This window comes from Pseudomonas sp. W2Aug9, assembly GCF_023127755.1.
GTDB lineage: Bacteria > Pseudomonadota > Gammaproteobacteria > Pseudomonadales > Pseudomonadaceae > Aquipseudomonas > Aquipseudomonas synxantha_A.
The window spans coordinates 49,822-74,508 of sequence record NZ_SPKL01000002.1 but is presented as its reverse complement, the minus strand read 5'-3'; the positions used below and the strand labels follow the sequence as shown (position 1 = coordinate 74,508).

General features: G+C 60.6%; 25 protein-coding genes and 1 pseudogene. 8 read left to right on the top strand and 18 right to left on the bottom strand.

Features of this window, described 5'->3' with window-relative positions; all coding sequences use genetic code 11:
* Positions 1-52: 52 nt before the first annotated feature.
* The 5 genes from recG to exbB form a co-directional block, all read right to left on the bottom strand.
* Positions 53-2,128: an ATP-dependent DNA helicase RecG gene (recG, locus tag E3O56_RS01520; protein ID WP_248127684.1), complete on the bottom strand. Its 2,076-nt coding sequence runs from the start codon at positions 2,126-2,128 to the stop codon at positions 53-55.
* Positions 2,129-2,136: 8 nt separating this feature from the next.
* Positions 2,137-3,057, bottom strand: a complete 921-nt coding sequence (locus tag E3O56_RS01515) for a hydrogen peroxide-inducible genes activator (protein WP_032878710.1) — start codon at positions 3,055-3,057, stop codon at positions 2,137-2,139.
* Between the two features lie 157 nt (positions 3,058-3,214).
* A complete protein-coding gene (locus E3O56_RS01510; protein ID WP_005792493.1) occupies positions 3,215-3,961 on the bottom strand; it encodes an energy transducer TonB in 747 nt (248 codons plus the stop codon).
* Positions 3,958-4,383 carry a TonB system transport protein ExbD gene (gene exbD / locus E3O56_RS01505; RefSeq protein ID WP_003195519.1) on the bottom strand — a complete coding sequence of 142 codons (426 nt, stop codon included), beginning with the start codon at positions 4,381-4,383 and terminating at the stop codon, positions 3,958-3,960. The genes E3O56_RS01510 and exbD overlap by 4 nt, the downstream gene beginning before the upstream one ends.
* Before the next feature lie 6 nt (positions 4,384-4,389).
* Positions 4,390-5,373, bottom strand: a complete 984-nt coding sequence (gene exbB / locus E3O56_RS01500) for a tonB-system energizer ExbB (RefSeq protein WP_032878712.1) — start codon at positions 5,371-5,373, stop codon at positions 4,390-4,392.
* Positions 5,374-5,561: 188 nt separating this feature from the next.
* Between exbB and E3O56_RS01495 the strand changes: the two genes are divergently transcribed.
* Positions 5,562-6,413 (top strand): SDR family oxidoreductase, encoded by an 852-nt coding sequence (locus tag E3O56_RS01495; protein WP_248127682.1) that lies wholly within the window; start codon positions 5,562-5,564, stop codon positions 6,411-6,413.
* 126 nt (positions 6,414-6,539) lie between these two features.
* Here E3O56_RS01495 and E3O56_RS01490 read toward each other — a convergent pair whose 3' ends face one another.
* From E3O56_RS01490 to E3O56_RS01465, 6 genes are all read right to left on the bottom strand, one after another.
* Positions 6,540-7,280: a hypothetical protein gene (locus E3O56_RS01490; protein ID WP_032878714.1), complete on the bottom strand. Its 741-nt coding sequence runs from the start codon at positions 7,278-7,280 to the stop codon at positions 6,540-6,542.
* 56 nt (positions 7,281-7,336) lie between these two features.
* Positions 7,337-7,717: a RidA family protein gene (locus tag E3O56_RS01485; RefSeq protein ID WP_003176922.1), complete on the bottom strand. Its 381-nt coding sequence runs from the start codon at positions 7,715-7,717 to the stop codon at positions 7,337-7,339.
* Between the two features lie 24 nt (positions 7,718-7,741).
* Positions 7,742-9,847 carry a bifunctional GTP diphosphokinase/guanosine-3',5'-bis pyrophosphate 3'-pyrophosphohydrolase gene (spoT, locus tag E3O56_RS01480; protein WP_005792489.1) on the bottom strand — a complete coding sequence of 702 codons (2,106 nt, stop codon included), beginning with the start codon at positions 9,845-9,847 and terminating at the stop codon, positions 7,742-7,744.
* A 60-nt stretch (positions 9,848-9,907) separates the two neighbouring features.
* Positions 9,908-10,171, bottom strand: a complete 264-nt coding sequence (gene rpoZ / locus E3O56_RS01475; protein ID WP_003176920.1) for a DNA-directed RNA polymerase subunit omega — start codon at positions 10,169-10,171, stop codon at positions 9,908-9,910.
* Positions 10,172-10,338: 167 nt separating this feature from the next.
* Complete coding sequence (gene gmk / locus E3O56_RS01470; RefSeq protein WP_103734154.1) at positions 10,339-10,959, bottom strand: guanylate kinase; 621 nt, start codon at positions 10,957-10,959, stop codon at positions 10,339-10,341.
* Positions 10,960-10,969: 10 nt separating this feature from the next.
* Complete coding sequence (locus E3O56_RS01465; RefSeq protein WP_005792488.1) at positions 10,970-11,833, bottom strand: YicC/YloC family endoribonuclease; 864 nt, start codon at positions 11,831-11,833, stop codon at positions 10,970-10,972.
* Between the two features lie 214 nt (positions 11,834-12,047).
* On the opposite strand from E3O56_RS01465, the gene rph reads away from it, so the two are divergent.
* Together rph and E3O56_RS01455 are read left to right on the top strand one after the other, a co-directional pair.
* Positions 12,048-12,770 carry a ribonuclease PH gene (rph, locus tag E3O56_RS01460; RefSeq protein WP_005792487.1) on the top strand — a complete coding sequence of 241 codons (723 nt, stop codon included), beginning with the start codon at positions 12,048-12,050 and terminating at the stop codon, positions 12,768-12,770.
* Positions 12,771-12,792: 22 nt separating this feature from the next.
* Positions 12,793-13,161 carry a DUF4870 domain-containing protein gene (locus tag E3O56_RS01455; protein WP_005792486.1) on the top strand — a complete coding sequence of 123 codons (369 nt, stop codon included), beginning with the start codon at positions 12,793-12,795 and terminating at the stop codon, positions 13,159-13,161.
* 61 nt (positions 13,162-13,222) lie between these two features.
* Here E3O56_RS01455 and E3O56_RS01450 read toward each other — a convergent pair whose 3' ends face one another.
* Complete coding sequence (locus tag E3O56_RS01450; protein ID WP_003195493.1) at positions 13,223-14,002, bottom strand: exodeoxyribonuclease III; 780 nt, start codon at positions 14,000-14,002, stop codon at positions 13,223-13,225.
* 82 nt (positions 14,003-14,084) lie between these two features.
* Here E3O56_RS01450 and pyrE point away from each other — a divergent pair, with 82 nt between their 5' ends.
* Entirely contained in the window at positions 14,085-14,729 is a 645-nt protein-coding gene (pyrE, locus tag E3O56_RS01445; RefSeq protein WP_003195489.1) for an orotate phosphoribosyltransferase, read from the top strand.
* Between the two features lie 166 nt (positions 14,730-14,895).
* Here the strand turns inward: pyrE and argB are convergent, their stop codons facing one another.
* The 4 genes and pseudogenes from argB to coaBC all read right to left on the bottom strand — a co-directional run bounded on the left by argB (position 14,896) and on the right by coaBC (position 19,152).
* Complete coding sequence (gene argB, locus E3O56_RS01440; RefSeq protein ID WP_003213275.1) at positions 14,896-15,801, bottom strand: acetylglutamate kinase; 906 nt, start codon at positions 15,799-15,801, stop codon at positions 14,896-14,898.
* Between the two features lie 20 nt (positions 15,802-15,821).
* Positions 15,822-17,234: pseudogene (locus tag E3O56_RS01435) on the bottom strand (phosphomannomutase/phosphoglucomutase); the annotation flags it as partial.
* Positions 17,235-17,482: 248 nt separating this feature from the next.
* Positions 17,483-17,938: a dUTP diphosphatase gene (gene dut / locus E3O56_RS01430; RefSeq protein WP_005792483.1), complete on the bottom strand. Its 456-nt coding sequence runs from the start codon at positions 17,936-17,938 to the stop codon at positions 17,483-17,485.
* 5 nt (positions 17,939-17,943) lie between these two features.
* Positions 17,944-19,152 (bottom strand): bifunctional phosphopantothenoylcysteine decarboxylase/phosphopantothenate--cysteine ligase CoaBC, encoded by a 1,209-nt coding sequence (coaBC, locus tag E3O56_RS01425; RefSeq protein WP_015886530.1) that lies wholly within the window; start codon positions 19,150-19,152, stop codon positions 17,944-17,946.
* A gap of 143 nt (positions 19,153-19,295) precedes the next feature.
* On the opposite strand from coaBC, the gene radC reads away from it, so the two are divergent.
* Positions 19,296-19,970 (top strand): DNA repair protein RadC, encoded by a 675-nt coding sequence (radC, locus tag E3O56_RS01420; protein WP_032878719.1) that lies wholly within the window; start codon positions 19,296-19,298, stop codon positions 19,968-19,970.
* A gap of 72 nt (positions 19,971-20,042) precedes the next feature.
* On the opposite strand, the gene E3O56_RS01415 is transcribed toward radC, so the two are convergent.
* Complete coding sequence (locus E3O56_RS01415; RefSeq protein ID WP_248127680.1) at positions 20,043-21,635, bottom strand: ABC transporter substrate-binding protein; 1,593 nt, start codon at positions 21,633-21,635, stop codon at positions 20,043-20,045.
* A gap of 458 nt (positions 21,636-22,093) precedes the next feature.
* Between E3O56_RS01415 and rpmB the strand changes: the two genes are divergently transcribed.
* Together rpmB and rpmG are read left to right on the top strand one after the other, a co-directional pair.
* On the top strand, positions 22,094-22,327 hold the full coding sequence (gene rpmB / locus E3O56_RS01410) for a 50S ribosomal protein L28 (RefSeq protein WP_003176907.1): 234 nt from the start codon (positions 22,094-22,096) through the stop codon (positions 22,325-22,327).
* Between the two features lie 11 nt (positions 22,328-22,338).
* On the top strand, positions 22,339-22,494 hold the full coding sequence (gene rpmG / locus E3O56_RS01405; RefSeq protein ID WP_003176906.1) for a 50S ribosomal protein L33: 156 nt from the start codon (positions 22,339-22,341) through the stop codon (positions 22,492-22,494).
* A 71-nt stretch (positions 22,495-22,565) separates the two neighbouring features.
* On the opposite strand, the gene E3O56_RS01400 is transcribed toward rpmG, so the two are convergent.
* A complete protein-coding gene (locus E3O56_RS01400; RefSeq protein WP_148853797.1) occupies positions 22,566-22,928 on the bottom strand; it encodes a cupin domain-containing protein in 363 nt (120 codons plus the stop codon).
* Between the two features lie 230 nt (positions 22,929-23,158).
* Here E3O56_RS01400 and E3O56_RS01395 point away from each other — a divergent pair, with 230 nt between their 5' ends.
* Positions 23,159-24,652 (top strand): aldehyde dehydrogenase, encoded by a 1,494-nt coding sequence (locus E3O56_RS01395; RefSeq protein WP_248127678.1) that lies wholly within the window; start codon positions 23,159-23,161, stop codon positions 24,650-24,652.
* The last annotated feature ends 35 nt before the right edge of the window (positions 24,653-24,687 follow it).

Below are 24,687 nucleotides of genomic sequence, written 5' to 3'. Positions count from 1 at the left end.
TTGGAGTATAACCAGCTTGATACGGGTGATGGTCGGATAAGTGCGTCGGGCGTCACACTTGGCCGTATTGCTGCCCGTGCCGCAGCCAGCGATCCAGCAGCGGGCTGACATGTTCGGGCCAGCGTTCCAACAAGGCTTGCGCGGCGTCGCGCACAGCAGGCAACAAGTCGGCGTCACGCATCAGGTCAGCGACCTTGAATTGCAGCAGACCGGTCTGGCGTGTGCCGAGCATTTCACCCGGGCCGCGCAGTTCGAGGTCTTTTTCGGCGATGACAAACCCGTCGTTGGTTTCGCGCATGATGCCCAGGCGCTGGCGGCCGATCTGCGACAGCGGCGGGTGATACAACAGCACGCAATGGCTGGCAGCGCTGCCCCGGCCGACCCGGCCGCGCAATTGGTGCAGTTGCGCCAGGCCCAGGCGTTCGGGGTTTTCGATGATCATCAGGCTGGCGTTGGGCACGTCCACGCCCACTTCGATCACCGTGGTAGCCACCAGCAATTGCAGGTTGCCGGCCTTGAACTCGGCCATCACTGCGGCTTTCTCTGCCGGTTTCATGCGGCCATGGATCAGCCCGACCTTGAGTTCGCCCAGGGCGCTGGTGAGGTCTTCGTAAGTGGTTTCGGCGGCTTGGCAGGTCAGCTCTTCGGACTCTTCAATCAAGGTACAGACCCAGTACGCCTGCCGGCCTTCGGCGCAGGCGCCGCGCACGCGCTCGATCACCTCCACGCGCCGGGTGTCGGTGACCAGCACGGTGTTGACCGGCGTACGCCCGGGCGGCAATTCATCGAGGATCGAGGTGTCGAGATCGGCGTAGGCGCTCATGGCCAGGGTGCGCGGGATCGGGGTGGCGGTCATGATCAACTGGTGCGGGTTCATGCGCCCGCCCACGCCTTTCTGGCGCAGGGCCAGGCGCTGTTGCACGCCGAAGCGATGCTGCTCGTCGATGATCACCAGCGCGAGGTTCTTGAACTGCACTTCGTCCTGGAACAGCGCATGGGTGCCCACCACCATCGGCGCGCCGGCAGCGATTTGCTCCAGGGCGCTCGCACGGTTCTTGCCTTTGAGCTTGCCGGCCAGCCACGCCACTTCCAGGCCCAGCGGCTCGAGCCAGCGCTTGAAGGTGATGAAGTGTTGTTCGGCGAGAATTTCTGTCGGCGCCATCAGCGCGACTTGGTAACCCGCCTCCAGTGCTTGCAAGGCGGCGAGGGCGGCGACCACGGTTTTGCCTGCGCCCACTTCGCCCTGGATCAGGCGCAGCATGGGTTCTTGCTGGCTGAGGTCGTAGGCGATCTCATTGCCCACGCGCTGCTGTGCTCCGGTCGGCGCAAAGCCGAGGTTGGCCAGGTATTGCGCGGGCAGCCGCGTAGCCTTGGGCATCGCCGGCGCACGCAGGGAACGCATGCTTTCACGCAGGCGCTGCTGGGACAGTTGGTGGGTCAACAGCTCTTCGAAGGCCAGGCGATGCTGGGCCCAGTGATGGCCGAGGGCGAGTTCGTCCACATCGGCATCGGCGGGCGGGTGATGCAGGTAACGGATCGCATCGGCCAGGGGCGCCAGTTGATAGTCGCGGGCCAGCTCCAGGGGCAGCCAGTCGGGCAGGCTTTGCGGGCCGAGCATGGTCAGGGTTTGCATGCACAGTTGGCGCAGGCGTTGCTGGGTCAGGCCCTCGGTCAGCGGGTAGATCGGCGTGAGGGTGGTGTCCACCGGTGGCGGTTCGTCGCCGGTGATGGCGCGGTATTCCGGGTGGTAGATCTCCAGGCCCGATGCACCGGGACGTGCCTCACCGTAGCAGCGCACACGGGTGCCACGCTTGAGGCCTTCTTTCTGCGCGTTGCTGAAATGGTAGAAGCGCAGGCTCAAGCCGCCAGTACCATCCTGCAGGCGCACCACCAGGCTGCGGCGCTTGCCCATCACCACGTCAGCGCCGCTGACAGTGCCTTCGACCACCGCATCCTGGCCTGGGCGCAAATGGCCGATGGGCACGACGCGGGTGCGGTCCTGATAGCGCAGGGGCAAGTGGAACAGCACGTCCTGGAGGTTTTCCAGGCCGACCTTGGCCAACTTCTCGGCCATGGCGTCACCGACACCCTTGAGTGCCGTCACCGACACCTGCGACAGCTCAGTCATACGGTTGCTTAGCTCGCAGCGGGCGGCTTGGCCACCGAACACAGGCGAATCGAGTCGGCGAGGATCTCAATTGCCTTGGGGCGTGGGAAGCTGGCGCGCCACGCGATCGCCACGGTACGGAACGGCACCGGAGGCGTGAGTGGGCGAACTTCGATCACGCCTTGAGCGTAGTGATGGCTGTCCACCGCTGACAGCGGCAGGATCGAAATACCCAGGCCGGAAGCGACCATATGGCGAATGGTTTCCAGGGAGCTGGATTCCACCGTGGTGTGCTTGGCGCCGTCGTTGCCCTTGGTCAGGGTCGGGCAGGCTTCCAGTACCTGGTCGCGGAAGCAGTGACCTTCGCCGAGCAGCAGCAGGCTCTTGTCGTTGAGCAGGCCGGCATCGATGGTGTCCTTTTTGGTCCACGGGTGCGAGGCCGGCATCAGCACGTAGAACGGCTCGTCGTAGAGCGGCAGGGTCAGCACGTCCGCCTCGTTGAACGGCAGGGCGATGATGATCGCGTCCAACTCGCCGTTGCGCAGTTTGTCGCGCAGCACGTGAGTGAAGTTTTCTTCGATATACAGCGGCATCTGCGGCGCGACGCGGTGCAGTTGCGGGATCAGGTGCGGGAACAGGTAAGGGCCGACAGTGTAGATCGCGCCGACTTTGAGCGGTGCGGTCAGCTGGTTCTTGCCGGCCTGGGCCAGCTCGCGAATGCTTTGCGCCTGCTCCAGGACCTTCTGGGCCTGGGCAACGATGCCTTCGCCCACTGGGGTGAGGCGCACGGCGCTCTTGCTGCGCTCGAAAATCAGCACACCGAGTTCGTCTTCAAGCTTTTTCACGCCCACCGACAGCGTCGGCTGGCTGACGTGGCAACGCTCGGCGGCATGGCCGAAGTGCTGTTCTTGGGCGAGGGTCACGATGTAGCGTAATTCTGTAAGAGTCATAGCGGGCGTCCATGAAGTTGCGGGCCAAGCATACCGGCTGCAATCGATAGACGCACGTTATCAGAACTTTGCTGGGGATTGAGTGGGGAATGTCGGAAATTGTTGTCGCGGTGAAAGTCAGTGCGGGAGGGGGGCAAGCCCCTCCCACATTGCTCCGCTAGCGGCGACGTTTATCGATGTTGTAAACGAAGGGTGCGACCAGTTCGACACTGCCGTTTTTCAACAAGTCGGCTGGCGGTTTGGGCAAGGGTTGAGCCTTGCGGATCATCTCCAGAGTCGCGCGATCCAGGTCGGCGTTGCCGGAGCGGCCTTCCAGTTCGTAGGACAGTACATTGCCTTCGCCATCGACCACGAAACGCAAGCGGTTCATGCCTTCCTTGCCACGTTGCTGGGCGCCCGGCGGGTACTTCTTGTACTTCTGCAGGTGCGCCAGCAGGGTACTTTGCCAGGATGCCTGGGCAGCAAGCTGCTGTGCCGATGGCCCGGGCGCAGGCTGGGCGGATTTTTGCGCAGGCGCGTTGCTCGGCGGCGTTTCGCTTGGAGGCTCCTCGGAAGGTTTCTCCTTGGGCGGATCGGGCTTCTTCTCCACTGGCTTGGGCGGTTGCGGCTTGGGTTTGGGCTTGACCGGCTTGGGCACCTGGATCGTCGGTTTGGGCGCCTCGGCCAATTTCGGCAGCGGCAGCTCCTCAACTGGCGGCGGCGGTGGTGCCACGACCTTGGGCGGTGCCGGAGGCGGCGGTGGCGCTGGCAGCGGCGCCAGGTCGATGACCATCGCGGCAGGCGGTAACTGGATCACCTGCGGCGCGGACCATTGGAGCGCGATGATGATCGCGACGGCATGCACGCCCAGCACGACGGCGAGGCTGGTGCCGTAACGCGTCAGTTTGTGGCGCGTCGTGATCATTTCTTGGCTGCCGTCTCAAGTCCGACCAGGCCTACCTTGAGGTAGCCGGCTGCCCGCAGGGCATCCATCACGCTCATCAGGTCGCCGTAGTCCACGCCCTTGTCGGCCTGGAAGAAGATTGTCGTGTCTTTCTTGCCCTGGGTCTTGGCGTCGAGCACCGGCCCCAGGGTTTCAGCCTTGACTTCTTCTTCGCCCAGGAACAGGCGTTGGTCCGCCTTGACGCTGAGGAAAATCGGCTTCTCCGGCCGCGGCGCCGGCTTGGCGCTGGAGGCGGGCAGGTCGACCTTGATGTCCACGGTGGCCAACGGTGCAGCCACCATGAAGATGATCAGCAGCACCAGCATCACGTCGATAAACGGCGTAACGTTGATTTCGTGGTTCTCGACGAGTTCGTCGTCGCCTTGATTCAAATGCAGGCCCATGGCCGATTACCCCACTTTCACCATGTGCGGTTGCGAGCTGCGCTCGGTAGGCAGGTGATCGAGGTCACGGCTGACCAGCAGCAGGACTTCTGCCGACGCATCCGATACCTGAGCCTTGTAGCCGGCGATCGAACGGGCGAAGACGTTGTAGATCACCACCGCAGGGATCGCGGCAACCAGGCCCAGGGCAGTAGCCAGCAGGGCTTCGGCGATGCCGGGGGCAACGACGGCGAGGTTGGTGGTCTGGGTTTTGGCGATGCCGATGAAGCTGTTCATGATGCCCCATACGGTGCCGAACAGGCCGACAAACGGCGCGGTGGAACCGATGGTGGCGAGTACGCCGGTGCCGCTGCTCATGTTACGGCCGCAGGCGGCAACCAGGCGTTCCAGGCGGAAAGCCACGCGTTCCTTGATGCCTTCTTTTTCGCGGGTGTTGGCCGACAGGCGCATTTCTTCCAGCGCGTCGTGCACCAGGGTGTTGGCCAGGGTGCCCTTTTTGGTTGCGGTTTCGCTCGCTTCCTTGAGGGTAGTGGCTTTTTTCAGGTGGACGATTTCAGCGCGCAGACGACGCTTGGCGCCCAGCAGTTCGAAGCCTTTGGCAATCCAGATGGTCCAGGTGATGATCGAGGCGATGGCCAGGCCGATCATCACAGCCTTCACCACTACGTCGGCATTCTGGTACATGCCCCATGGCGACAGGTCATGGGCCATACCCAGGGTGTTGTCTTCTTCTAGCACAACGCCGGTTTCGTTGGCAGGTGCGGCGTCGCCCGTGGCCTGGGCCGGGTCGGTAGCCACTGGAGCAACGGCAGGTGTCGTCGGGGTCGCAGCATTCTGCTCGGTAGCCGCCGGAGTGGCGGGGGCGGTGGCATCAGCGAATGCGGCGGTCGGTGCCAGCAGGACGCTGAACAGCATCGCAGCAATCGCACGCCAGGCGCGGGATGGGCTGTGAGGCTTGGTTGGCGAAGCGGGGGTTGTATTACATGTCATGCTGGCCGGACCTGAGAGAAAAAATGGGTGATCGTCCTTCCAGACCGAGGGGGGTCGAGGACAAATGGGTGGTTATTATTGCAAGTAATTCTTGTTAACTAAAGTGGCACTGTTACTTTATTTCGCTTTTCACTGGCCGTTGATCCACTCGCGCGGCTAATCTGCGCCTTTGAGAATGGAGTTTTATGATGTCTGCGCCTTCTGTTGTGATTGCCGGTTGCGGTGATGTGGGTAGTCGGCTGGCTAGCCAATTGCTGGCCTCGGAATGGGAGGTTCACGGCCTGCGCCGCGATATTTCACGCCTGCCCGACGGCGTGATCGGCATCGCTGGCGATCTGTTCAGAAAGGATTGCCCGGACACCTGGCCGATCGGCGGGGTGGATTATCTGGTGTACTGCGCCGCTGCCACCGACCACGACGAGGCCGGCTATCGCGCCGCCTACGTGCAAGGGTTGCAGCATGTACTGGAGTGGCTGGACGACTATGGTCAAGCGCCCAAGCATTTGCTGTTTGTCTCCAGCAGCAGTGTGTATGGGCAGCAGAACGGCGAGTGGGTCGACGAAACGTCAGAGACGCAAGCGAAGGGTTATTCCGGGCAGGTGATGCTGGAAGCTGAGCAAGTGGCGCTCAATAGTGGTATTCCGGCCACCATCGTGCGGCTGACCGGGATTTACGGCCCGGGTCGTGAATGGCTGCTGACCCAGGTGCGTCAAGGCTACCGCGTAGCGGTTGATCCGCCGCTGTATGGCAATCGTATCCACGCCGATGACGCCGCGGGCCTGCTCGCCTTTTTGCTGCGGCATGTGGAAAAAGGCGGTTCGCTGGACAAGGTCTATATCGGCGTTGACGATGCGCCGGCACCGCTGGCCGAGGTGGTGGCTTGGTTGCGCGAATATCTGGGTGTGACCGAATGGGCTGAAGATGCCAGTGTGCGGCGGGCGGGGAGCAAGCAGTGCAGTAATGCGCGTATCAAGGCGTTGGGGTGGGTGCCGACGTACCCTACTTACCGGGAAGGCTATGCCGCGATCCTGAAAGGCTGAAACGCGGTCAAAAATGTGGGAGCTGGCTTGCCTGCGATAGCGGTATATCAATCACATCTTTGTTGGGTGTAATACCGTCATCGCAGGCAAGCCAGCTCCCACATTTGGATTTGGGCGAGGCTGTTATTACTTTTCAAGCAGCCATTGGCGCGGGCCTGGGGTAAACGAAGGCACTTCATCGGCCTGGGCGGTGTTGATCGCCTGGAAGATTTCCAGTTGCTCACCCTTGCGTACGAAGATCCATGGGTTGCCCTGGCCGTTCAGTTGCAGCCAGATGCTGTCGTAGCCGCCGCTCATGGAGGCGCAATCACCCGCCAGGCACAGTGAGTAACGGTCAACGCCAGGCAGACCGGCGATCTTGCCGTCAGCCTGGAACTGCACTGTGGCGCCGTTGCCGGTGCCGTCGGTTATCTTCCAGTCGCCGCCCATGTAGGCCGCATACAGCGCCCGTTCGAAGTTGGCACCCAGTGGTGCGCCTTCGGGGGCCGGGTCTTTGGCGCGGGCGAACAGCTGCTCTGGCTCATTGTCGTTGGCCACTTGCAGCAATTGTTTGCCTTTGCGCTTGAGTTCGGTAGCGGAGCTGCCGTAGAAGTCCACGCTCCACGCGCCGGGTTTTTCACCCGACAACTTGCCTTCCGCTACTTCAAAACCGTTGTAGTAGCGCGCCTGCAACGCCTTGGTGTTGACCTCCCACTCAAGGTTGGGGCCATAGGATTGCAGGGCTTCACGCAAAGGGCCGCCCTTGGCTGCCGCGTCGATGGCGGCCTGGTTGATCCAGGTACCGCTTACGTCCAGATCGGCCGGGTTGCTGGCACAACCGCCGAGCAACAGTGCGAGCAACGAAGAGGCTACAAGCGCTTTGCGCATTACGAAATCCTTATGAAGCGAAGCCGGCGCAGCCTTTTGGGGCTGCGCCGGGTGTTTTACTCGATGACCAGAATGGCGTCCATCTCAACCTGTGCGCCCTTTGGCAGGGCGGCAACGCCGATGGCGGCGCGGGCTGGGTAGGGTTGTTCGAAGTACTTGCCCATGATCTCGTTGACCTTGGCAAAATGGCTCAGGTCGGTGAGGAAGATGTTCAGCTTGACGATGTCCTTGAACGAACCACCGGCAGCTTCGGCCACGGACTTGAGGTTTTCGAAGACTTGTACGGTCTGGGCTTCGAAGCCTTCAACCAGTTCCATGGTCTTTGGGTCCAGCGGAATCTGGCCGGACATGTAGACGGTGTTGCCCGCCTTGATCGCCTGGGAGTAGGTGCCGATGGCGGCTGGGGCTTTATCGCTGGTGATAACTGTCTTGGTCATGAATGACTCCTTGTAATGGATCGGTTATGCACGCATACGGGTGATGCGGATCACACCGGTCAAGGCGCGCAGTTTCTTGATCACGCGGGCCAGGTGCACGCGGTCGTGCACACTGACCACCAGTTGGACCACGCTGATGCGACCATCACGTTCGTCCATGCTGATTTTCTCGATATTGCCATCGGCCGCGTTGACGCTGCTGGCCAGCAGGGCGATCAGGCCGCGCTGGTGTTCCAGCTCCACCCGCAGCTCGACGTTGAACTCGCCGGTGACATCCTTGGCCCACGAGAGCTGGATGCATTTTTCCGGGTTGTGGCGGATTTCGGTGATATTGCGGCAGTTGTCCAGGTGCACCACCATGCCCTTGCCCGCGGACAGGTGGCCGACAATCGGGTCGCCCGGAATCGGTGTGCAACATTTTGCGTAACTGAGCACCAGACCCTCGGTGCCGCGAATCGCCAGCGGGCCTTCCGGGCTCGGCAGTTGTTCGCCTTCGCCCAGCAAGCGACGGGCGACCACGTAGGCCATGCGGTTGCCCAGGCCGATATCTTCGAGCAGGTCTTCGATGGTTTCCTGGCGATACTCATGAAGCATCGCCTGCACGCGCTCTTGCGCAATCTTGTCCAGGGCACTGTCGAAGCCGTTGAGCACCTTGTTCAGCAAGCGCTCGCCCAGGCTGATGGACTCGGAGCGACGCTGCAGTTTCAGGGCGTGGCGAATATGCGTACGGGCCTTGCCGGTGACCACGAAGTTCAGCCATGCCGGGTTGGGGCGTGCGCCTGGAGCACTGACGATCTCGACCGTGGAGCCGCTTTGCAGGGGCTCGGACAGCGGCGCGAGACGACGATTGATCCGACAGGCAATGCAGCTGTTGCCGACGTCGGTGTGTACCGCGTAGGCAAAGTCGACCGCTGTGGAGCCCTTGGGCAGCTCCATGATCCGGCCCTTGGGCGTGAACACGTAGACCTCGTCCGGGAACAGGTCGATCTTCACGCTTTCGATGAATTCCAGTGAGTTGCCGGCACGTTGCTGCATTTCCAGCACGCCCTTGACCCACTGGCGGGCGCGGGCATGGGTGCCTTTGGGCTGCTCGTCGCCACTGGACTTGTACAGCCAATGGGCGGCGATGCCGTTGTTGGCCATCTCTTCCATTTCGCGGGTACGGATCTGAATCTCGATCGGCACGCCATGCATACCGAACAGCGTGGTATGCAGCGACTGATAGCCGTTGGCCTTGGGGATCGCGATGTAGTCCTTGAAGCGGCCCGGCAAGGGCTTGTACAAATTATGTACAGCGCCCAGCACGCGGTAGCAGGTATCGACCTTGTCGACGATGATCCGGAACGCGTACACGTCCATGATCTCGTTGAAGGCCCGGCGCTTGCCACGCATCTTCTTGTAGATGCCGTAGATGTGCTTCTGGCGGCCACTGACCTCGCCTTCGATCTCGTCGATCGCCAGGCAATGGCTCAGGGATTCTTCGATCTTGTTGACGATTTCCTTGCGATTGCCCCGGGCGCGTTTGACCGCCTGGTAGATGCGCGCCGAACGCATCGGGTGCATGGCTTTGAAACCAAGGTCTTCGAATTCGATACGAATGGCGTGCATGCCCAGCCGGTTGGCGATGGGCGCGTAGATTTCCAGGGTTTCCTTGGCGATGCGCCGACGCTTTTCGCCGGACAGCACTTCCAGCGTGCGCATGTTGTGCAGCCGGTCGGCCAGCTTGACCAGGATCACCCGAATGTCTCGGGCCATGGCCATGGCCATCTTCTGGAAGTTTTCCGCCTGGGCTTCGGCCTTGGTCTCGAAGTTCATCTGGGTCAGTTTGCTGACCCCGTCGACCAGTTCGGCCACGGTTTCGCCAAATTGCGCGCTGAGCGCTTCCTTGGCAATGCCGGTGTCTTCGATCACGTCATGCAGCATCGCGGCCATCAGGCTCTGATGGTCCATGTGCATGTCGGCCAGGATATTTGCCACCGCAAGGGGATGGGTGACGTACGCCTCACCGCTACGTCGGCGTTGGCCGTCGTGGGCTTGTTCGGCGTAGAAATACGCTCGGCGGACCAGGTTGACCTGGTCGGGGCCGAGGTAGGCCGATAAGCGATCGGCGAGGGCGTCTATGCTCGGCAAAGTGTGAACTCCTGCCGATGACTGTGACCCTGCGCCGTGCTACGTCGACCTGGCATAGGCTTAGACGGCCTCGTTGGACTCGTCCTCGAACGCTGCAAACAGCGGTTCGTCTTCAACGATTTCGGCGTTGGCAATGAACTCGTAGCTCATCAGGCCTTCAGCGATTTCACGCAGGGCTACAACGGTAGGCTTGTCGTTTTCCCACTGGACCAGGGGCTCTTTGCCGCCAGTGGCCAGTTGACGGGCACGCTTGGTAGAGAGCATGACCAGCTCAAAGCGGTTATCCACGTGTTCTAGGCAGTCTTCAACGGTTACGCGGGCCATGGTATTCCTCGGAGCGAATGCAAGATGCGCGCTGCCCGGTTGGGCGAGCGGACTGAGCAGTTTAAAAAATCACCAGCGTTTAGGGAAGCGCTGATTTTTCGCAGGCTCTCGCAAAACCGCTACAAGTGCCAATGTAAGGCCCTTGCAGCGGTTTTGGGAAGAGCCAATCAGCCGAGCAGTTCGGCGAGTAATTTGCCGAAACGCTGCTGTTGACGCTTTTGCTGGAGCTGATTGGCACGGAAAATCGCCTTCAAATCATCCAAGGCGTGGGCAAAATCGTCATTGATGATCAGGTAGTCGTAGTCGACATAGTGGCTCATTTCGCTGACGGCTTCACGCATACGCCCTTCGATGATCTCGTCGCTGTCCTGGCCACGGTTGGTCAGGCGCTGGTGCAAGGCTTCAAGCGATGGCGGCAGGATGAAGATGGAGCGCGCCTTGGGCATCAGCTGGCGCACTTGCTCGGCGCCCTGCCAGTCGATTTCCAGGATCAGGTCGTGGCCTTCGTCCAGGGTCTGCTGCAGGTGGCTCTGCGAGGTGCCGTAGAGGTTGCCGAACACTTCGGCGCGCTCCAGGAAGTCCCCGTGTTCGATCATCTTGACGAACTCGGTACGCTCGACGAAGTGATAGTGCACGCCGTCCACTTCGCCCGGGCGCATGGCGCGGGTGGTGTGCGAGACCGAAATGCGGATCTGCTCGTCGGCGTCGGTCAAGGCCTTGACCAAGCTGCTCTTGCCCGCGCCCGAAGGGGCGGAAATGATGTAAAGGGTGCCGGTGCTGTGGGTCATGGAGGTTGCCTTACTCAATATTCTGTACTTGTTCGCGCATTTGCTCGATCAACACTTTGAGGTTGACCGCCGCCGTGGTGCTGCGCGGGTCGAACGCCTTGGAGCCCAGTGTATTGGCTTCGCGGTTGAGTTCCTGCATCAGGAAGTCCAGGCGCCGACCGGCGGCGCCACCGGACTTGAGCACGCGGCGTACTTCAAGAATGTGGGTGCTCAGGCGGTCGAGTTCTTCAGCCACGTCGCTTTTCTGGGCAAGCAGGACCATTTCCTGTTCCAGACGCGTCGGGTCAAGGTCGGCTTTCATGTCGGTGAAGCGGTCGAGGATCTTCTGGCGTTGGGTAGCAAGCATCTGCGGCACCAGTTCGCGCAGGGTGACCACATCGGCTTCGATCGATGTCAGACGCTCGTTGATCAGGCGCGCCAGTTCAGCGCCTTCGCGCTCACGGCCGGCCTTGAGCTCCTTCAGGCCCTGGTTGAACAGCGCGAGGGCTTCGGCGTTCAGGGCCTGCGGGTCGGTTGCGTCGCCCACCAGTACGCCGGGCCAGGCCAGGACTTCCAGAGGGTTCAGCGCGGCCGGTTGCTTGATCAGGCCGGCGATGGTTTCGGCTGCGGCAACCAGTTGTGCGGCGCGGTCGCGGTCCAGCTGCAGCGGTTTGCCGGTGGTTTCTTCGGTAAAACGCAGGGTGCATTCCAGCTTGCCACGGGAAATGCCCTGGCGCAGCGCTTCACGAACGGCGCCTTCGAGGTCGCGGAACGACTCAGGCAGGCGCAGGTGTGGCTCCAGGTAACGGCTGTTGACCGAGCGCAATTCCCAGCTGAGGGTGCCTTGAACCCCGGCTTTTTCGACACGGGCGAAGGCGGTCATGCTGTGCACCATGGAGGTACCTCGTGTTGGATAGATAGAGATTGGCCAGGCCGACCTGTAGGAGCGAGCAAGCTCGCTCCTACAGTCGAGAGGCGCAGGATTGTAGCGCAGTGCGCAGGAGGCGCCCAAACATGCGCATTCGTAACCGAATTTTTAGAAGTGCCCCGAATCGGCTCGCGGCTCTATAATGCTCGGCAGTTTTTCGTCCTCAGTACAGGTATCCCCTATGAAACGTCCAAGTGGTCGCGCTGCCGATCAGCTCCGCTCGATCCGCATCACCCGCAACTACACCAAACACGCCGAGGGATCCGTACTGGTCGAGTTTGGCGATACCAAGGTGATTTGCACCGTCAGCGTCGAAAACGGCGTGCCGCGCTTCCTCAAGGGCCAGGGCCAGGGCTGGTTGACCGCAGAGTACGGCATGTTGCCGCGCGCCACCGGTGAGCGTAACCAGCGTGAAGCCAGCCGTGGCAAGCAAGGCGGGCGTACCCTGGAAATCCAGCGCCTGATCGGCCGTTCCCTGCGTGCCGCGCTGGACATGTCCAAATTGGGCGACGTGACCCTGTACGTCGACTGCGACGTGATCCAGGCTGATGGCGGTACCCGTACTGCATCCATTACTGGCGCCATGGTAGCCCTGGTCGACGCATTGAAAGTGATCAAGAAGCGTGGTGGCCTCAAGGCGGGTGACCCGCTCAAGCAGATGATCGCCGCTGTGTCGGTCGGCATGTACCAGGGCGAGCCTGTGCTGGACCTGGATTACCTGGAAGACTCGGCCGCCGAGACCGATCTGAACGTGGTCATGACCAGCACCGGTGGTTTCATCGAAGTGCAGGGCACCGCCGAAGGCGCGCCATTCCAGCCGGCTGAGCTGAACGCGATGCTGGCCCTGGCCCAGAAGGGCATGACCGAAATCTTTGCACTGCAAACCGCTGCACTCGCTGACTAAGCCCGCCCCAAGGAGAAGCGCCATGAATGACAGCCAATTGCCGGTTCCGGCACCGTCCAAGGAAGTACGCCAATTGGCAATGCTGTGTCATTTCGCGGCGTTTGCAGGGTTGGTATTCCCCTTCGGCAGCGTGTTGGGGCCGCTGATCCTGTGGCAGTTCAAGAAGGATGTGGACCCGCTTATCGATGATCAGGGCAAGGAAGCTCTGAACTTCCAGATCACCGTGGCCATCGCCTGGTTGGTGTGTCTGGTGCTGGGCTTTGTGGTGGTCGGCTTTTTGCTGATGACCGTACTGGTGATAGGGGCGTTGATACTGACGATCATTGCCGGGATCAAGGCCAACAAGGGCATTGCCTATCGCTATCCGTGGACTTGGCGTCTGGTCAAGTAACCGAACGGCCACAAAAAAACCGACATTGCTGTCGGTTTTTTTTTGTGCCTGGAAAAAGACCTCAGATGGTCAAGGTCCAGTCGTAGTCCACGATCAGCGGCGCGTGCTGCGAGAAGCGCGGCTGGCGCGGCAGGCGTGCACTGCGTACGAACCGGCGCAGGCCCGGGGTCAGCAGCTGGTAGTCGAAACGCCAGCCCAGGTTGAGCATCTCAGCCTGTTCGTTATCCGGCCACCAGCTGTACTGGTCGCCTTCGCGGCTGACTTCGCGCAGGGCATCGACATAGCCCATGTTGCCGACAATCTCGTCCATCCAGGCCCGTTCCGGCGCCAGGAAGCCTGGGGATTGCTGGCTGTCGCGCCAGTTCTTGATATCCAGCTTCTGTTGCGCCACGTACAGCGAGCCACAATAAATGTACTCGCGACGTTTACGTCGCTGTTTATCCAAGTAACGGGCGAAATCGTCCATTAGCTTGAATTTCTGGTTCAAGTCTTCATCGCCGTTCTGCCCGGAAGGAAGCAGCAAGGTCGCGATGCTGACCTTGTCGAAATCGGCTTGCAGGTAACGCCCGTAGCGGTCGGCTGTCTCGAAGCCGAGGCCGCTGATGACCGCCTTGGGTTGCAACCGCGAGTACAAAGCCACGCCACCTTGGGTGGGCACTTCGGCATCGCAGGCATAAAGGAAGTAGCCATCCAGTTGGAAGGCTGGGTCGTCCAGTTCAAAGGCGGAGGCGCGGGTGTCCTGCAGGCAGATGACGTCGGCATTCTGGGCTTGCAGCCAACTGAGCAAACCACGCTCGACTGCAGCCTGAATACCATTAACGTTCACACTGATGATCCGCATAAATGGCCCCAAAAATCGCGTGCGTGTATGATACACGCCGTCCACCTAATTAGCTAAATCCGTGGTATCTGAGGCTTTTTTCATGCAGGCGTATCAACGCGATTTCATTCGTTTTGCCATCGATCGCGGCGTTTTACGCTTCGGTGAGTTCACTCTCAAGTCCGGGCGCACCAGCCCGTACTTCTTCAATGCAGGCTTGTTCAACTCGGGTTCGGCCCTGGCTCAGCTGGGTCGTTTCTACGCGGCAGCCATCGTTGAAAGCGGTATTTCCTTTGATGTGCTTTTTGGTCCGGCCTACAAGGGTATTCCCCTGGCTGCGGCTACAGCGGTGGCCCTGGCGGAACATCATGGGCAGGATCTGCCGTGGTGCTTCAACCGTAAGGAAGCCAAGGCCCACGGTGAAGGCGGCAGCCTGGTAGGGGCTCCGTTGACCGGCGATGTGCTGATCATCGATGACGTGATCACCGCCGGCACCGCCATTCGTGAGGTGATGCAAATCATCGCTTCCCAGGACGGCGCCAAGGCCGCCGGCGTGCTGATCGCCTTGAACCGCCAGGAGCGTGGCAACGGTGAGTTGTCGGCGATCCAGGAGGTGGAGCGTGATTTCGGCATTCCCGTGGTAAGTATCGTGTCGTTGAACCAGGTGTTGCAGTTCCTGGAGGATGATCCGCAGCTCAAGCAGCATTTGCCGGCTGTGCGTGCATACCGCGAGCAGTTTGGCGTCTGACACTGACCCCTGTGGGAGCGGGCTTGCCCGCGATAGCGGTGTGTCAGTCGGTGCATTTTTGAATGTACTGCCGTCATCGCAGGCAAGCCAGCTCCCACATTTGAACGGTGTACAAACAAAAGGCCCCGCTCAATTCAATTGAGCGGGGCCTTTTTATTTGCAGCGGTTAAGGACGCTTGCGGTTACTGATCAGCGTGCCCACACCGGTATCAGTGAAGATTTCCAGCAGGATTGCATTCGGCACGCGGCCATCCAGGATCAGCGAGCTGCCTACACCACCTTGCACTGCTTCCAGCGCGCAACGGATCTTCGGCAACATGCCGCCGTAGATGGTGCCGTCGGCGATCAGGTCGTCTACCTGCTGGGTGGTCAGGCCGGTGAGTACCTTGCCTTCCTTGTCCATCAAACCGGCGATATTGGTCAGTAGCATCAGCTTTTCAGCCTTCAGTGCTTCCGCCACCTTACCGGCTACCAGATCGGCGTTGATGTTATAGGACTCGCCATTGGCACCCACGCCGATCGGCGCAATCACCGGGATGAAGTCGCCCTTGACCAGCAGGTTGAGCAAATCGGTGTTGATGCCGATCACTTCGCCCACCTGGCCGATGTCGATGATTTCCGGCTGGGTCATCTCCGGCGTCTTGCGGGTCACGGTAAGTTTCTTGGCGCGGATCAGCTCCGCATCCTTGCCGGTCAGGCCGATGGCGCTGCCGCCGTGGCGGTTGATCAGGTTGACGATGTCTTTGTTGACCTGGCCGCCGAGGACCATCTCCACCACGTCCATGGTCTGCGCGTCAGTGACACGCATACCATCGATGAAGTGACTCTCGATCGACAGACGCTTGAGCAGGTCGCCGATTTGCGGGCCGCCACCGTGGACGACCACCGGGTTGATCCCCACGGCTTTCATCAGCACGATGTCGCGGGCAAAGCCGGTTTTCAGCTCGTCGCTTTCCATGGCATTGCCGCCGTACTTGATCACCAGCGTCTTGCCGACGTAGCGTCGAATATAAGGCAACGCTTCGGACAGGACCTTGGCGGTGTTGGCAGCGGCTTCGCGTTCGAGGGTCATTCAGGGCTCCGGGCAAAAAATCAGAACGGTAATTGGAGATCAGGGGCAACACGTTTCAACTGGGCGTGGAACACGTCCTTGATGCGCTGCAACTCGGCCTCGGTATCCGCCTCGAAACGCAGGACCAGCACCGGTGTGGTGTTGGACGCGCGAACCAGGCCCCAGCCTTTGGCGTAATCGACTCGCACACCATCAATGGAGGTCAGGTTGGCGCCTTCACCCCATTGCGCATCGTGCAATGCGTCAATGATGCTGAATTTGCTCTCCTCGGTCACATGGATATTGATCTCTGGCGTAGAAATATCATTCGGGAAGGTCTGAAACAGTTCTTCGGCGGTGGATTTTTCCTTGCTGAGGATCTCCAGCAGACGAGCGGCGCTGTAAATGCCGTCGTCAAACCCGAACCAGCGCTCCTTGAAGAACACGTGGCCGCTCATTTCGCCGGCCAACAGTGCGCCGGTTTCCTTCATTTTCTTTTTGATCAACGAATGACCGGTCTTCCACATTAGCGGGCGACCGCCGTATTCCTTGATCAGTGGCGTCAGGCGGCGGGTGCATTTCACGTCGAAGATGATCTCGGCGTTGGGGTTGCGCGCCACGACGTCACGGGCAAACAGCATCAGCAGGCGGTCGGGGAATACGATCTCGCCGGTTTCGGTCACCACGCCTACGCGGTCACCGTCGCCATCGAAGGCCAGGCCGACGTCGGCGCCCACTTCCTTGACCTTGGCGATCAGGTCCACCAGGTTTTCCGGCTTGCCCGGGTCCGGGTGGTGGTTGGGGAAGTTGCCGTCGACGTCGCAGAACAGCGGGATTACTTCGCAGTTCAGCGCTTCGAGCAATTGCGGGGCTATCACGCCCGCCGCGCCGTTTCCGCAATCCACCACGACTTTGAGGCGGCGCGCGAGTTTGACGTCGCGGGTGATTTCATCGGAGTAGCGCTGCAGGATGTCGACCTTGGTGATGGTGCCAGTGCCGCTGGTCAGGTCGTTGGTCTTCAGGCGGGTGTGCAGGGCCTGGATCTGTTCATTGGCCAGCGTATCGCCAGCGATGACGATCTTGAAGCCGTTGTAGTCCGAAGGGTTATGGCTGCCGGTGAGCATCACCCCGGATTTACCGGCCAGTACGTTGGCCGCGTAGTACAACGCGGGTGTCGGCACCAGGCCGACGTCGCTGACGTGGCAACCGCTGTCGGCCAGCCCCTGGATCAGTTGCTCGACCAGCTCGGGGCCGGACAAACGGCCGTCACGACCCACCGAGACGTTGGGTTCGCCCTGGGCAAGGCTCTGCGAACCGATGGCGCGGCCGATCCAGTAGGCGGTTTCGGCGGTCAGGGTCTTGGGTACTACGCCACGAATGTCATAGGCGCGAAAAATGCTGTCGGGAAAGGTCGGGGCTACGCGGGCTGCGGTACTCATCGCGGGGGAAACTCCATCTGAAAGGGGGCAAGGCGGGCCTGATGTGGCTGGCCGGCAGGCTCAAACTGAAGGGTATGACGGCGTTTTCGGCAGAGAGTTCGTGGTGTAAAAATGCCATCGGCGCATTGGCGCTAGCATTATTTTTACGTAGTCCTTTGATTTCATTGGAGAAATCTCGATGATTATTTCCGCGCATTCTTCATCCTGAAAAGCCGGGCGGTGGCGCGTGGCCGGACGATTGCATCCGGCCACGTTCAGCTTAGTCAGTGACTGCCGGAATGCCCAAAACCGCCTGCGCCGCGCTGGGTTTCGTCGAATTCCTGCACCAATTCAAAATGCGCCTGCACCACCGGCACCAGGACCAGTTGGGCGATGCGCTCGCCGACGGCGATGTTGAAAGCAGTCTGGCCACGGTTCCAGCACGAGACCATCAACTCGCCCTGGTAGTCAGAGTCGATCAGGCCGACCAGGTTGCCGAGCACGATGCCGTGTTTGTGGCCCAGGCCGGAGCGCGGCAGGATCAGCGCCGCCAGGCCCGGGTCGCCGACATAGATCGACAGGCCGGTCGGGATCAGGATGGTCTGGCCCGGCTCAAGGATGGTGTCTTCCTTGAGCATGGCGCGCAGGTCCAGGCCGGCGGAGCCCGGTGTGGCGTAGGCCGGCAGGGGGAATTCGTTGCCGATGCGGGGGTCGAGGATCTTGGCTTGCAAAGCGTGCATGAAAATTAAACCTGGTTCAGCCGTTGGGCGATAAAAGAGATCAGTTGGCGGGCAATCTTGCCCTTGCTGGTCTGGGCGAAAAGGGTGGCGTGCAGCTCGCGGTCGATCACGCTGCAGGCATTTTCCTCGCTGTTGAAGCCGATGCTCGGGTTGGCGACATCATTGGCAACGATCAAGTCGAGGTTTTTGTCTTTCAGTTTGCGCGCGGCGTAGTCCAGAAGGTGCTCGGTCTCGGCAGCGAAACCGACACTGAACGGACGGTCCGGACGGGTGGCGATGGTGGCCAGGATGTCCGGGTTGCGCACCATTTGCAGGAGCAGGCCGTCGCCGCTTGTAGGGTCTTTCTTGAGCTTTTGCGGGGCTACGACTTCAGGGCGGTAATCCGCCACCGCTGCCGAGGCGATGAACAGGTCACAGGGAATGGCGGCTTCACAGGCCGCCAGCATGTCCCGGGCGCTGACTACGTCGATTCGCGTGACGCGATCAGGGGTCGGCAAATGCACGGGGCCTGTGATCAGGGTCACCCGTGCGCCTGCCTCGACCGCAGCTTCTGCCAACGCAAAGCCCATTTTTCCTGAGCTATGGTTGGTGATGTAGCGCACCGGGTCGATGTTTTCCTGGGTCGGGCCTGCGGTGATCAGCACGTGCTTGCCGGTCAGGGCCAGGTGCTGGAAGCACTCGGCGGCGCATAGCGCAAGGTCGGTGGCTTCGAGCATCCGGCCCATGCCGACGTCGCCACAGGCCTGGCTGCCGGAGGCGGGGCCAAACACCTTGAGGCCGCGGCTTTGCAGGAGTTGGGTATTGGCTTGGGTGGCCGGGTCGCGCCACATGGCCTGGTTCATGGCCGGGGCGATCGCGACAGTGGCGTCGGTGGCCAATACCAGGGTGGTCAGCAGGTCATCGGCGATGCCCTGGGCCAGGCGGGCGATCAGGTCGGCGGTGGCCGGGGCGATCAGCACCAGGTCGGCCCATTTGGCCAGTTCGATATGGCCCATGGCGGCTTCGGCCGCCGGGTCCAGCAGGTCGAGGTGAACCGGGTGGCCGGACAGGGCCTGCATGGTCAACGGAGTGATGAACTCACTGCCACCACGGGTCATGACCACGCGCACTTCCGCGCCCTGGTCCAGGAGCCTGCGAACCAACTCTGCGCTCTTGTAAGCGGCAATGCCGCCGCCGACGCCGAGAACGATGCGTTTCCGATACAGACGCTGCATTGGTTTGCCTTTCCAGTTCAGTGATGCCAGTTCAGTGACGCCTGCGATGACCCCTCCCCAGGTGAAATCGCATGCAAAAAAGAGGGCCTACGATAACACAGCGTCTGCCGCGCAACAGCGCAGCAGATACAGACGGAGGTGGGATGAGTATTCGTGATTGGCCCGTGGCGGAGCGTCCACGGGAGAAGCTGTTGGAAGGTGGCGCGGCGAGCCTGTCCGATGCCGAATTGTTGGCGATCTTCCTGCGTACTGGCGTTTCCGGTCGAAGTGCGGTGGATCTGGCGCGTGATCTGCTGGTGCAGTTTGGCGGCCTGCGCCCGCTGTTGGAGGCCAGCCAGGCGCTGTTCAGCCAGCATATGGGGCTCGGGCCGGCGAAGTTCGCCCAATTGCAGGCGGTGCTGGAAATGTCCCGGCGCCATCTGGCCGAACGCTTGCGCGCCGACTCGGTAGTGGAGAGCCCGCTGGCTGTGCGTCAATACCTCAAGGCGCTGTTGCGCCATGAGCCTCATGAGATATTCGGCTGTCTGTTCCTGGACTCAAAGCATCGTGTACTGGGGTTCGAGGCGTTGTTTCAGGGCACCATCGACACTGCGATTGTTTACCCGCGGCAGGTGGTCAAGCGTGCCTTGGCGCATAACGCGGCAGCGGTGATTTTGTGCCACAACCATCCCTCCGGGAATGCGGAGCCCAGTGCATCTGATCGCAGATTGACCAAAATGCTGCAAAAGGCGTTGGAAGTGGTGGATGTGCGGGTGCTGGATCACATCATTGTGGGAGATGGTGATCCGCTGTCGATGGCTGAATACGGATGGGTGTAGAAGGGCGGGGGTTGCAAGTTTCAAGCTGCAAGCCTCAAGCGGGCTTGCAGCTTGCAGCTTGCAGCTTGCAGCTTAGGGCTTGAGGCTGATTTTCGAATAATCCTGGCGGCCGAACGGGCTTACCTGGTAACCCTCGACATTCTTGCGCGTCAATGCAAACGCCGTCGGGTGCGCCAGCGGCAGCCACAGCGCCTGCTGCTGGATCTGCGCCTGGGCCTGCTGGTACAGCTTGGTGCGTACGCCTTGCTCGCTGGTGGTCTTGCCGGCACTGATCAACTTATCCAGAGCGGGGTCGCAGTAGCGGGCGAAGTTGGTGCCGGATTTCAGCGCTGCGCAGGAAAACTGCGGGGTCAGGAAGTTGTCCGGGTCGCCGTTGTCGCCGGCCCAGCCCATGAACAGCAAGTCGTGCTCGCCGGCCTTGGCACGGCGAATCAATTCGCCCCATTCAATCACACGAATTTCAGCCTGGATGCCAACCTTGGCCAGGTCGGCCTGTAGCAGTTGGGCGCCGAGGTTCGGGTTGGGGTTCAGCAGGCTGCCGGTAGGGCGCGTCCATATTGTGGTCTTGAAACCGTCCTTGAGCCCGGCACGTTCCAGCAGCGCCTTGGCCTTGGCCAGATCCTGTGGGTAGCCTGGCAAATCCTTGGCATAGCTCCAGGTATTGGGCGGGTACACACCGTTGGCTGCTTCGGCGGTGCCCTCGAAGACGGCCTTGAGGTAGCTACTCTTGTCAAAGGCCAGGTTGATCGCCTGGCGTACTTCGGGTTTGTCCAGCGGTGGGTGCTGGCTGTTGATGGCGACGAAAGCCGTCATGAAGGCAGCGGTTTTTTCCACCTTCAGCGCCGGGTCTTTTTCGGCTTCGCCTACATCCAGGGGCTTGGGCGACAGGGCAATCTGACATTCGTTGCGATGCAGTTTCTGCAACCGTACGTTGGCGTCCGGGGTGATGGCAAAGATCAAGTTATCCACAGCCGGTTTGCCCGCGAAATAGTCCGGGTTGGCCTTGTAGCGCACCACGGCATCTTTCTGGAAGCGCATGAATACGAACGGGCCGGTGCCGATGGGCTGACTGTTGAGTTTCTCAGGCGTGCCGGCCTTGAGTAGTTTGTCGGCATATTCAGCCGGGTAGATCGAGGCAAAGCCCATGCTCAACGCCGGGAGAAAGGTGGAGTCGGCGTGGTCGAGGGTGAAACGCACCGTCAGCGGATCGAGGGCATCGATCTTATTGACCAGTGCCGGCAATTGCAGGGACTGGGCGTGGGGGAAGCCGCTCTGGGCGATCTTGTGCCATGGGTTGGCCGGATCGAGCATGCGCTCGAAGCTGAAGCGCACGTCTTCGGCGGTCAGCGTGCGGCTTGGGCTGAAATAATTGGTACGGTGAAATTTCACGCCCGGGTGCAGCTTGAAGGTGTAGGTCAGGCCATCGGGGGAAACTTCCCAGCTGTCTGCCAGGCTCGGTACCAGCTTGCCGCTGGCCGCATCAAAGTCCACCAGGCGGTTCATCAGCACATCCGCCGAGGCGTTGGTGGTGGTCAGCGAGTTGTACTGCACCACATCGAACCCTTCGGGGCTGGCCTCGGTGCAGACGCTCAAGTTGGTGGCTGCAACGGCCATCGGTGCGATAAAGAAGGGGGCAAGCAGTAGTGGTAGGGCTGCGAGGCGCATATTCGGTTTCCTGTGCAGATCGAAGGCCCATCTGCGAGTGCAGTCTGGAAAAAGCCTACCGTAGAGGTCTGATTGATAAATGACTAGCCCATTTTTGCCTGTGCTTTTGGCCAAAATGCTGTTTTGATGGCGCCTCAGCGCGTTTCGCCGTGCACTTCCCTGTGCCTGCGGGCGCTGTAAATCATTCTGTGCGACGAGCGGTCGGCTGTTACAGCGGCCCCTCCTGGCAGCGGTTCGGGCGTCCGGCACCAAGATTTACGCTGGTAAAAACACACGGGCTGTTGTTGCACTGGGGTCTTTCTGGTATAAAGCAGCGCTCTTTTCTAGGGGCCCGGTTCCTTCGCTTGTAGGTGTAGCCGGTAAGACCCTAAAGAAACGCGGCGCCTGGCGCCAAATGACTGAGAGATTAAGCGGCCAACCCATGCCGGGTTGGGCATGTGGTTTTAGAGGGCTGAGGCATGTCGAGAGTCTGTCAAGTTACCGGTAAGGGTCCGGTGACTGGGAATAACATTTCCCACGCAAATAACAAAACCCGTCGTCGTTTCCTGCCGAACCTGCAGCATCACCGCTTCTGGGTTGAAGAAGAGAAACGTTTTGTTCGCCTGCGTGTATCTGCCAAAGGCATGCGTATTATCGACAAGCGTGGCATCACTGTCGTGCTGGCCGAAATCCGCGCCGCTGGCAAGATCTAAGGAGCTCTATCATGCGTGAATTGATTCGAATGATCTCTAGCGCCGGTACTGGTCACTTCTACACTACCGACAAGAACAAGCGTACTACCCCGGACAAGCTCGAAAAGAAAATGTTCGACCCGCGCGTTCGCAAGCACGTGATCTACAAAGAAGGCAAAATCAAGTAATTGATTTTCTTCCTTGTGAAAAAAAGCCCGTATCTCACGATGCGGGCTTTTTTTTGCCTGGGATTTGCTGATCAGGCTTTCTGCTCGAACACCACGTAGATCTTGCGGCACGCTTCCAGCACTTCCCAGGTGCCCTTGAAGCCAGCGGGGATCACGAAGCGGTCGCCGGCGCGCAAGGTCTTGGCGTTGCCCTCGGCGTCACGCAGCACGGAAACCCCCTGCACAATTTCGCAGTATTCATGTTCGGTGTAGTTGACCTTCCACTGCCCGACTTCACCTTCCCATACCCCTGCATTCATCTGGCCACACGGGCTGTTGTAGTGGTTGTAGATCGTTTGCTCGGGATCGCCCTTGAGGATTTTTTCTGCGGCAGGGCGGTAGCGTTCGGGGGCCGTGTTGGCTTGGCTGAAGTCGACGATATCCTGGATGCTCATGTGCGTGTCCCGTCTGGCCTGCGGTTGGAGAGCCCAAAGTCTATGTTTATTAAAATGAACATCGCAAGGGCGTTTACCGCCGTTATGTCAAATATATTGAAACATCCCCAGCCGCTGGTTTAGGGTGGCAGCTGCCTTGCGCCGAACAGCTGGCTGGCGGGCAAGAATTCTTTGAGGCTGCCGGGGGGACACCCGCCTGGCCCTCTATTCAATAAGAGGAGGACACTCGCATGACCACCCTGACCCGTGCCGACTGGGAACAACGCGCCAAGGATCTGAAGATCGAAGGCCGCGCCTACATCAATGGCGAATACACCGCCGCCGTTTCCGGTGACACCTTCGAATGCATCAGCCCGGTCGACGGTCGTCTGCTGGCCACTGTCGCCAGCTGTGACGCGGCTGACGCCCAGCGCGCCGTGGAAAACGCCCGCGCCATCTTTAATTCCGGTGTCTGGTCGCGCCTGGCGCCGGCCAAGCGCAAAGCCACCATGATCCGTTTCGCCGCGCTGCTCAAGGCCAATGCCGAAGAGTTGGCACTGCTTGAAACCCTGGACATGGGCAAGCCGATCAGCGACTCCCTGAACATCGACGTTCCCGGTGCGGCAAATGCCCTGAGCTGGAGCGGTGAGGCAATCGACAAGATCTACGACGAAGTCGCGGCCACCCCTCATGATCAACTCGGCCTGGTGACCCGTGAGCCAGTCGGCGTGGTCGGCGCTATCGTGCCGTGGAACTTCCCGTTGATGATGGCCTGCTGGAAACTCGGCCCGGCGTTGTCCACCGGTAACTCGGTGATCCTCAAACCGTCCGAAAAATCCCCGCTGACCGCCATCCGTATCGCCGCCCTGGCCGTCGAAGCCGGCATTCCAAAAGGCGTGTTCAACGTATTGCCAGGCTATGGCCACACGGTGGGTAACGCCCTGGCGGTGCATATGGACGTGGATACGTTGGTGTTCACTGGCTCCACCAAGATCGCCAAGCAACTGCTGATCCGCTCCGGCGAATCGAACATGAAGCGTGTGTGGCTGGAGGCGGGCGGCAAGAGCCCTAATATCGTGTTTGCCGATGCGCCGGATCTGCAAGCCGCCGCCGAATCTGCGGCCAGTGCCATCGCCTTCAACCAGGGTGAAGTCTGCACTGCCGGTTCGCGCCTGCTCGTGGAGCGTTCCATCAAGGACACCTTCCTGCCGCTGGTGATCGAGGCGCTCAAAGGCTGGAAGCCGGGCAACCCACTGGACCCAGCCACCAACGTGGGTGCGCTGGTGGATACGCAGCAGATGAACAACGTGCTGTCCTACATTGAGTCCGGTCATGCTGACGGTGCCAAGCTGGTCGCTGGCGGTAAGCGCACACTGGAAGAAACCGGTGGCACCTACGTCGAGCCAACTATTTTCGACGGCGTGACCAATGCCATGAAGATCGCTCAGGAAGAGATCTTTGGCCCGGTCCTGTCGGTGCTCACTTTCGACAGCGCCGAAGAAGCCATCGCCATTGCCAACGACACCCAATACGGCCTGGCCGCAGCGGTATGGACGGCGGATATCTCCAAGGCGCACCTGACGGCCAAGGCCCTGCGTGCCGGCAGCGTCTGGGTTAACCAGTACGACGGCGGCGACATGACCGCACCGTTTGGTGGTTTCAAGCAGTCGGGTAATGGCCGCGACAAGTCGCTGCATGCGTTCGACAAGTACACCGAGCTGAAGGCGACCTGGATCAAACTCTAAGCAGCACTGCAGGCCAAATGTGGGAGGGGGCTTGC